Source organism: Seramator thermalis (assembly GCF_004138125.1).
Taxonomy (GTDB): Bacteria; Bacteroidota; Bacteroidia; order Bacteroidales; family Dysgonomonadaceae; genus Seramator; species Seramator thermalis.
Window position 1 is genome coordinate 31,624 of the sequence record NZ_RXHS01000020.1, and the last position, 9,263, is coordinate 40,886.

Here is a 9,263-nt window from a genome sequence, read left to right on the forward strand (position 1 = left end):
CGGCATCGGTTAACTCATTTTGATTTTTAATCAGAAAGAAAATAAACAAACGTTAATGCTGATTCCGAAAAGCCATAAAACGCTTTTCTAATTGTGATGATTCTTCAGGGTGCGGTTTCATGGAAATTTAAAACGAGTTGACAGGTTTTCCACAACTTGTCAACTCGTTTGTAAGCGGACACCTAAAAATCGGATTCGATAGAAGATTTCACCGTATTCTTCATATAAACAATATCGACTACTGATAAGAAACGGTTACACTAAGGCCTTCGGGACTCTCATAAATACCGATAGGCTGATTCTCTTCCAAGTGAATCGTTCCACCCACAGTTACGGTTTGTTCTCCTTTATTCGATAATCGACCCGACTCGGATGGCGTTGATTGAATTTCGTCCATAATCAGAACTTCGGATCCACTTGCCTCGTGAGTATGAGAGACGGAGGCACTACGATCGTGTAGGTGGCATGAGGCGATCCCGTAACCAAAAATTTGGCAGCAGAAACCGACTTGCCATTTGACGGACCCAACGAAACAGCTCCACGCAACAAAATACTGTTCTCTGCTTCCACCCTCACAGCTCCTTTACCCTTTCCACCGATTATGTCTCCAAATATCAGATCGGATTTTTTCTCTATTCTTATAGGATTTACAATCGTTACCGTCACATTGGCAGTTGCAGAAGCACTCTTCTCCTGCGCACAAATCTCAATTCCCCATAAACAGATCACAGACAAAAAGCCGATCCATAAAAAGAACTCAATGTTTTCCATGTTTTTCATAACTCCAAAGTATTAAACATTCATATCCCCAATTCAATAGAACGTTTACGTTCACACCAAGAGTACAACAAAGATGCCTTACATTTTGTAAAGATAGGAAATTAATTCGAAGTGCAAAACTTTTCAGTAAAAAATGGAATACAAATCGGAAAAATTTTTCTTTACACCCACAGTGATAAAACAATTTTGCAGGCTATAAAGTTGATGCTACGTGAGAAATACTATCGGATTGTCGGTTAGTGTAGCGTATGAATATCTGAGGTTCTGCCTTTCAGGCAGGTTTCCGATGCTGATCCACCCCGCAGAATAAATTCTGCGGTTATGAAATTTCGGCTTTCCAAGCCAAAAACATCCTCGAAAACAAAAACCCATCGCAGTCGAGACCTTCAATTCTCCACCCTACCTTTGCCTGAAAGATAATAACCTCCATAATCATAGGTCACGACTCGTAAACAAAAAAGATAAAAGACTTTGCCTGAAAGGCAACAACTTTCATAACCGCAGGTCACCGACCTGCGGACAATAACACCACTACCCACCCCTGCCTGAAAGGCAGAACTATTGCCGCTGAAGTGAGAATATCTGCACCCGCAAAAAACCAAAATTCGTAATTGGTAATTCTTATTTGTTACTTCTCCACTTCTTCTCAATTCTCCATTATCCATTATCAATTGTCAATTATCAATTAATTCATAACCCTTTCGTGTGGTACTGCATTAGTGTAACCACGATTGAATGAAACTTTAATTCATAAATCTAGCAGATGAAATGGATTTTGTCCCGTAGGGACAGCCTTTTGGTAGAGAAAGAGACCGAACCAAAACACAAAATCCCTCACGCTGCCGCACGAATCCTTTCGTGTGGTACTGCTTTAGTAGAACCACGATTGAATGAAACTTTAATTCATAAATCTAGCAGATGAAATGGATTTTGTCCCGTAGGGACAACCTTTTGGTAGAGAAAGAGACCGAACCAAAACACAAAATCCCTCACGCTGCCGCACGAATCCTTTCGTGTGGTACTGCATTAGTGTAACCACGATTGAATGAAACTTTAATTCATAAATCTAGCAGATGAAATGGATTTTGTCCCGTAGGGACAGCCTTTTGGTAGAAAAAGAGACCGAACCAAAACACAAAATCCCGTAGGGATGACCCCACGCTGCCAAACCTTGCTCCTATCCTTCATTTCAATCCAATCCATCCATAACCCTCCTACGCTATAGCTCCGACATAGCTCCGAGGCAACTCCATGTTTCCTCCATGGGTGCTCCATGTTTCCTCTAATCCACTTCGCAGCCTGCCATCATTATTAGTATAAACCCCGCTGCCGCACGAATCTTTTCATGTGGTATTGCATTCGTGGAAGCACAATTGAATGAACCCATAATTCATAAATCAGTCGTATGAAATGGATTTTGTCCCATAGGGACAACCTTTTGGTAGAAAATGATGCCGAAACAAAACACAAAATCCCGTAGGGATGACCATCCGATAACAATTTCAGGATTAAAGGATGGTCGCCCCGACAGGGCTTTATAAAATGGTTGCGTAAATTATTTTCTACCATAGGTATGCTCCTACGGAGCATATGTGTAATATGCAATATGAAATGGACATTGTCTCCATAAGATAAGGGGACAAGTCCTGCCGCCAGACAGTGCAGGGGTTATGATAATCAAATAAGTTCATAAAGTTAGAAGTTTGTTTAGTTCAACTTTTTCCCCTTTTGCCTGAAAGGCAACAACCTCCATAACCGCAGGTCAACGACCTACGGACAAAGACACAACGACAATCCCTTCCTGAAAGGCAGAACCATTGCCGCTGAATGGAGAATATCTGCACCAGCAAAAAAACAAACAAAAATTGAAATTCGTAATTTCATAATCGTGCGGGAGCAAATGGAGACGGGAAACATTTGAAGTCAGACGAAATTGAGGCAAACATAGAATTTATCTTTTCAACTGCATTACCTTTTTTATTACATTTGCAAATATTTGTACTATAGAAATCATTCGATATTCGAAAGACATTTCGAGAAAACAGAAACAGGCAAAACATAGAATGGCTAAGAAAAGAAAGAGAAGAATAAATAAAAAAAACCCCGCCGCAAGTAAACGCAAAAACGGGATTATGGTTTTTTTCCGTAGCGAACGTGTACGCTTCGTGCTGGGTGTTATCATCGCTTTTGCAGGAATATTCGGATTCATGGCTATGGTTTCGTTCTTTTTTACCGGTGCTGCCGATCAGAGTATTATCAGCAACAGATCGTTCTGGGAACTGATAAACGACAAAACGGTTCACGTGGAAAATTGGACAAGCACCGGTGGAGCTATCCTGAGCGAAAGATTGATCAATGGCGGATTTGGCATTTTTTCGCTTCTCATCCCCCTCTTTGCAATATATCTGGGACTGCGGTTTATGGGAGTTACCCGTGTTTCGTTAGCCAAAGTATTTTTTCTGACTGCTTTCGCCCTTATTGGCGGATCTATCGCAAGTGCATTCATCCTCGGGAAACTTTTTCCGAAAAGCCACATCATTTGGGGAGGCAGTCACGGAAATCAGATAGAAATGATGCTCGAAAATACTATTGGATGGCCGGGAGTGATTTTGGTAATATTACTCTTTATTCTGGTTTTTATGGTTGTGGTTCGACGTACTTCAGTTCGGAAGATACAACAATCTATCCTCAACAATGCGCCTAAATTTCAATCTTTGTCCCCTGAAAAAGAGATCGAATTTTCAATCGAAGAAAATGAATCAGATATCGATACCGATGAAGCAGAATCTAAAGTAAAAGAGAAACATTCTTTTTTCAAAAAGATCTTTAAAAAGAGAGAAAGGCCCGACGACCTGAGCGGTATCGAAATAATGAGCAACGATACGGCTATCACGCCGGATACCGTGAAAGACAATGAAAAAATTTTGACTGCCAATTTTGAAACTTCGATGAATGTTGTCAAGGAATCTTCCCTTAAAAAAGACTTCGAAGTAGTAGTGCCTAAAGAAGAATCGGCCATAATGGATAAAACCCCCGACGACATTTCTTCGAAAAATACACCGGAGATTTCCAACGAAAATCCACAGATAACGGAGATGGAAGATTATGATCCCAAAAAAGATCTGTCGGACTATAAAGCCCCATCACTCGATTTGCTGAAAGTGTATAATTCAACAGGAAAGGATGTGGATATGCAGGAACAAACTGAGAACAAGGACAAAATCATACGAACATTACACAACTACGGCATCGAAATCACTTCCATCCGAGCAACCGTCGGACCTACCATCACACTCTACGAAATTGTGCCGCAGGCCGGTGTCAGAATTTCTCGCATCAAAAATCTCGAAGACGATATCGCGCTTAGTCTCTCGGCTCTCGGCATCCGCATCATCGCGCCCATGCCCGGAAAAGGAACCATCGGAATAGAAGTTCCTAACAAAGATCCACAAATTGTTTCAATGCAATCGGTCATTGCCTCCAAAAAGTTTCAGGAGTGCTCTTATGATCTTCCTGTAGCCTTGGGGAAAACGATCACCAACGAAGTGTTTATTTTCGACCTCACCAAAATGCCACACTTGCTCGTGGCCGGTGCTACCGGACAAGGAAAATCTGTGGGATTGAATGCTATAATCACCTCGCTGCTTTACAAAAAGCATCCCTCGGAAATGAAAATGGTGTTGGTTGATCCCAAAATGGTGGAATTCAACATCTATCAAACCATCGAACGGCATTATCTGGCCAAGCTCCCGGATGAAGAAAAGGCGATCATCACTGATGTTTCGAAAGTGACCAAAACGCTCAACTCGCTCACCAAAGAGATGGATGACAGATACGAATTGCTTATGCGCGCACATGTGCGTACCATTAAGGAGTATAACGAGAAGTTCGTCAAACGCCGCCTCAATCCCAATAACGGACACCGATATTTACCTTATATCGTGGTGGTCATCGACGAGTTTGGCGACTTGATTATGACTGCCGGCAAAGAAATAGAAATGCCGATTGCGCGTATTGCCCAAAAAGCCCGTGCCGTGGGCATCCACATGGTAATTGCCACGCAGCGGCCGACAACCAATATCATTACGGGTACGATTAAGGCCAATTTTCCGGCACGCATGGCATTCAGAGTTACTTCTCAAATCGACTCACGAACCATTCTCGACATGAACGGCGCCAACCAGTTGATTGGCCGTGGCGACATGCTTTTCTCGCAGGGAAGCAACCTTATCCGCATTCAATGCGCTTTTGTGGATACGCCGGAGGTGGAAGAGATCGCTCAATACATCGGAAGTCAGCGTGGTTACGAAGCTGCATTTGCTTTACCCGAAGTCACTTCGCCCGAAGAGGAAAATCGCGAAGCGGTTGACATAAACGATCGCGATCCGCTTTTCGACGAAGCCGCCCGATTGATCGTCGTCCACCAGCAGGGATCGACTTCGCTTATTCAAAGGAAATTCTCCATCGGATACAATCGTGCAGGCAGACTGATGGATCAGCTGGAGGCTGCGGGCATCGTAGGACCTGTTCAGGGAAGCAAACCCCGCGAGGTGTACATCTCCGACGAGTATTCGCTCGAAAAGCTCCTCGATTCGTTAAAATAGGCTCAACCCTATTTTTCCCTCTATATTCCTCCCGATTAATTAAACGTTCTGAATAAACGGCCGTCCTACAAAGGATGAATGATGAAAAAAGGATAGATTATGAAAAAAATTGCAATTCTGCTTACCGCCATTCTCTCTGCCGGCATTCTGTCGGCGCAAAACTCCATGCAATCGAGGTCAATTCTCGATAAGGCCTCTGCGACATACGAAAAATCGAATGGAGTGAGTTTTACCTTCAGTGTCACCACAATCGAGGCTAATGGACAAAGCTATCCCTCTCAATCGGGAAAAGCAATGGCAAAGCATAACAAATTCAAACTCGAAATGCCCGACATGGAAACATGGTTCGATGGAAAAACACAATGGGTGTGGATAAAAAGCACCAACGAAGTAAACGTGAGTGCACCCTCGAGCAACGAAATTGCATCTATCAGTCCGTTAGCACTCCTCAATATCTACAAAACCGGATTTTCGCTACGAGATCCAGTTTCGAAAAAAATAAACGGAAAAGATGTTTCCGTCATTCTACTTACTCCTACTGAGAAACAAGGTAATTTCAAGCAAATAGAAGTAGCTATCGATCAGAAAACAAATTCGATCGTACAAGTGAAAACCATTTTGACCAATAACATAAAAAATGTAATTGATATCAACAATTACAACACAAACTATCATTTTGACGATTCGATTTTCGTCTTTAACTCCGCCCTGCATCCCGAAGCCGAAATTGTGGATTTGCGTTAACACGGCTCGAAGGCTGTGCGGAAAGATATCAAAAGAGGATCGTCCTACCGGATGTAAAAAGACCTCATTTACTGCAAATAGATAATTATGATAACTGTTTTAGGAACAGAAGAATAGTAATACCTTTGCATCGATTAAGCGCAAATTCGCTTTTTATATAAAACGATTTTTTAAAGCATTCAAAATATGAGAGACAAAGTAAGATGTTTGATCATCGGATCAGGACCGGCAGGCTATACAGCGGCCATTTACGCTTCACGCGCCAATCTCGAACCCGTTTTATTTGAGGGATTGCAACCCGGAGGACAATTGACTACCACCACCGAAGTAGAAAATTTTCCAGGATATCCCGACGGCATAAGCGGCCCCGAGTTGATGGAAGATTTAAAAAAACAAGCACAAAAATATGGAACGGAAGTTTATCCAGGACGAGCTACAGCGGTGGATTTTTCGGTTCGGCCCCTAAAGGTTACAATCGACAACGAACACATCATCGAATCTGACACGGTGATTATCTGTACAGGTGCCTCAGCAAAGTATTTGGGGATTCCCGACGAAACAAAATATGCAGGACAAGGCGTTTCGGCGTGCGCCACTTGCGATGGTTTTTTCTATCGTAAAAAGAAAGTTGCCGTAGTTGGTGGCGGCGACACTGCCTGCGAAGAAGCTCTTTACCTTGCCGGATTGGCCGACAAAGTCTATATGATTGTAAGAAAGCCCTATTTGCGCGCTTCTCAGATTATGCAGCAAAGGGTGATGAATAATCCCAAAATCGAAATTTTGTTCGAACACCAAACCGAAGGTTTATTTGGCGAAAACGGCGTTGAAGGAGCCCATTTAGTGAAACGCAAGGGACAGCCCGACGAAGAAAAAGTGGACATCGTCATAGATGGTTTTTTTCTTGCCATAGGACATCAGCCGAACACCGACATATTCAAAGAGTTTCTCGAAATGGATGAAGTCGGATACATCAAAACTCAGCATCCAACCACAAAGACCAATATCGAGGGTGTTTTTGCCGCCGGCGATGTGGCCGATCCTATTTATCGGCAAGCCGTTACCGCAGCAGGAGCCGGCTGTCGCGCCGCCATCGATGCCGAGAGATATCTTTCGGAAAAGGGATTGTAGCTCAGATGCCCTTGTGCCGTTATCAAAAGATAATCAGATAAAATCATTTTAAATATTTTTAAAAAAAATCGCTCCATCAGGAAGCGATTTTTTTGTTAATAAATTTTTCAGATAAATAAAAACCCCATATATTTGCCGTCAAAATGAAACCACCGGTTTATCACTTTGATAGATTATTGATAGAATACAAAAGATTATGCCATTTTCGCATATATATTTTTAAATATATATAATTCATCTTAATAAACAAATCGTTCTTATCTTTATTAAAAAATGCACCTAATTTAATTTAATTAAAATTTGAGAGAATGAAAAGAGTGTATCAATTTAGACCAAAAGGCCTATTAACACTCCTTCTGAGTGTTATTGCCTTCTCTGTTTCAGCACAGAGCATCACAGTGCGTGGTACGGTTACCGACCAGAACAACGAGCCTGTAATTGGGGCAACTGTAGTTGTGGAAGGAAACACCAACCAAGGTACCGTAACCGACGTTGATGGCAATTATGTATTGAGTAACGTACGAAGCGATGCAAGACTTGTTTTCAGCTTCGTAGGAATGAAAACGCAGACCGTTCCGGTGAACGGACAGTCGCGGATCGACGTAACATTAAGCGAAGACACAGAAATGTTGGAAGAAGTAGTTGTTACGGCGTTAGGAATGAAGCGCGAGCAAAAAGCACTCGGCTATGCGGTGAAAGAGCTAAAAAGTGATGAATTAATTTCAAATGTAATAAACCCTGTAAATGCGCTGCAAGGCAAAGTTGCCGGAGTCGAAATATCTCAATCAGACGGGGGAATGTTCGGTTCAACAAAAATATTAATTCGCGGCGCTTCCACTTTGGGGAAAAACAATCAACCCATTTATGTCGTAGACGGAGTAATATTAGACAATGCTATAGCAAATGCCGGAGATGCCGATTGGAGTCAAGCATCAAACGATTACGGGAACGAGTTAAAAAACCTCAATCCTCAGGATTTCGAAACAGTCTCGGTATTGAAAGGTGCTGCGGCTACAGCTCTCTATGGCTCAAGAGGTTTGAATGGAGCCGTAGTAATTACGACTAAAAGTGGACAGGCTCGTAAAGGTATTGGTGTTCAATTTTCTCAAACGTTTGGAGTGGATTACGTTTATGCACAGCCGCATATGCAAAATATATACGGAGATGGAGCATTTTCCGGTTATGTAGATTATGGCACAACCAACGCTAATGGAGAATATTACATGTTCGACAATCAGCGGCAGTTCATGCTCAATGCTGACGGCAAACCTACTTTGATGGGAGATTGGCAAGGTACCGGATTTGGCCCCAAGTTTGATGGAAGGGAAATAGAATATTATGATAAATCGTATAGAGCATATTTGCCTGTAAAAAACAATTTTAAAGACACTTATGAGTTAGGATTCAATACAAACACCAATGTTGCTATCAGTGGAGGCAATGATAAAACCACCTTTTACACTTCGTTGGGTTATTTGTATAGTGAAGGAACATTGCCAAATAACAGCTTCCAAAGACTTTCACTCCTAACCAAAGCAGATCATGATATAACAGATAAGATAAATTTGGAAGCAACTCTTTCTTTTGCGAACTCAATGCCTCGTAATGCTCAGCCAAATATTGGAGAATTATATATTGACGGAACTTGGTCTAGATCGTATGATCCTGATTTATTAAAGAAAAAATATAAAGGTACGCATGGAGGGTTAGCTAATTCATCGTTCGGAGATCAATATGGTACAGTTCCCGGCCGAGGTATGTGGTGGAATATCTATGAAAACGATTATTCAAGAAAGGAAACCTCAGTGAGACCGGGACTTATTTTGAGGGCCAAACTCAACGATTGGTTAAATTTTACGGCCGAAGGAAATTATAACTACCTAAAGTTTCGCACTTCAGAAAGGGCTGAAAATAAAGGAGAAAAAAGAGATAAAAAAAGAAAAAAAGCAGCATATTTTGTCTAATATATCATTAAAAATGAGTATATTAGCTGCATAATTACCAAAA

General features: G+C 41.8%; 4 protein-coding genes and 1 pseudogene. 4 read left to right on the plus strand and 1 reads right to left on the minus strand.

The window, feature by feature from the left end:
* Positions 1-238: 238 nt before the first annotated feature.
* A pseudogene (locus tag EJN84_RS11460) lies at positions 239-780 on the minus strand (DUF4402 domain-containing protein).
* Positions 781-2,843: 2,063 nt separating this feature from the next.
* Here EJN84_RS11460 and EJN84_RS11465 point away from each other — a divergent pair.
* From EJN84_RS11465 to EJN84_RS11480, 4 genes are all read left to right on the plus strand, one after another.
* Complete coding sequence (locus EJN84_RS11465) at positions 2,844-5,384, plus strand: FtsK/SpoIIIE family DNA translocase (RefSeq protein ID WP_129595556.1); 2,541 nt, start codon at positions 2,844-2,846, stop codon at positions 5,382-5,384.
* Positions 5,385-5,483: 99 nt separating this feature from the next.
* Positions 5,484-6,128 carry a LolA family protein gene (locus EJN84_RS11470; RefSeq protein ID WP_129595557.1) on the plus strand — a complete coding sequence of 215 codons (645 nt, stop codon included), beginning with the start codon at positions 5,484-5,486 and terminating at the stop codon, positions 6,126-6,128.
* A gap of 186 nt (positions 6,129-6,314) precedes the next feature.
* A complete protein-coding gene (gene trxB / locus EJN84_RS11475; RefSeq protein WP_129595558.1) occupies positions 6,315-7,256 on the plus strand; it encodes a thioredoxin-disulfide reductase in 942 nt (313 codons plus the stop codon).
* A gap of 308 nt (positions 7,257-7,564) precedes the next feature.
* Positions 7,565-9,220 carry a SusC/RagA family TonB-linked outer membrane protein gene (locus EJN84_RS11480; protein ID WP_129595559.1) on the plus strand — a complete coding sequence of 552 codons (1,656 nt, stop codon included), beginning with the start codon at positions 7,565-7,567 and terminating at the stop codon, positions 9,218-9,220.
* The last annotated feature ends 43 nt before the right edge of the window (positions 9,221-9,263 follow it).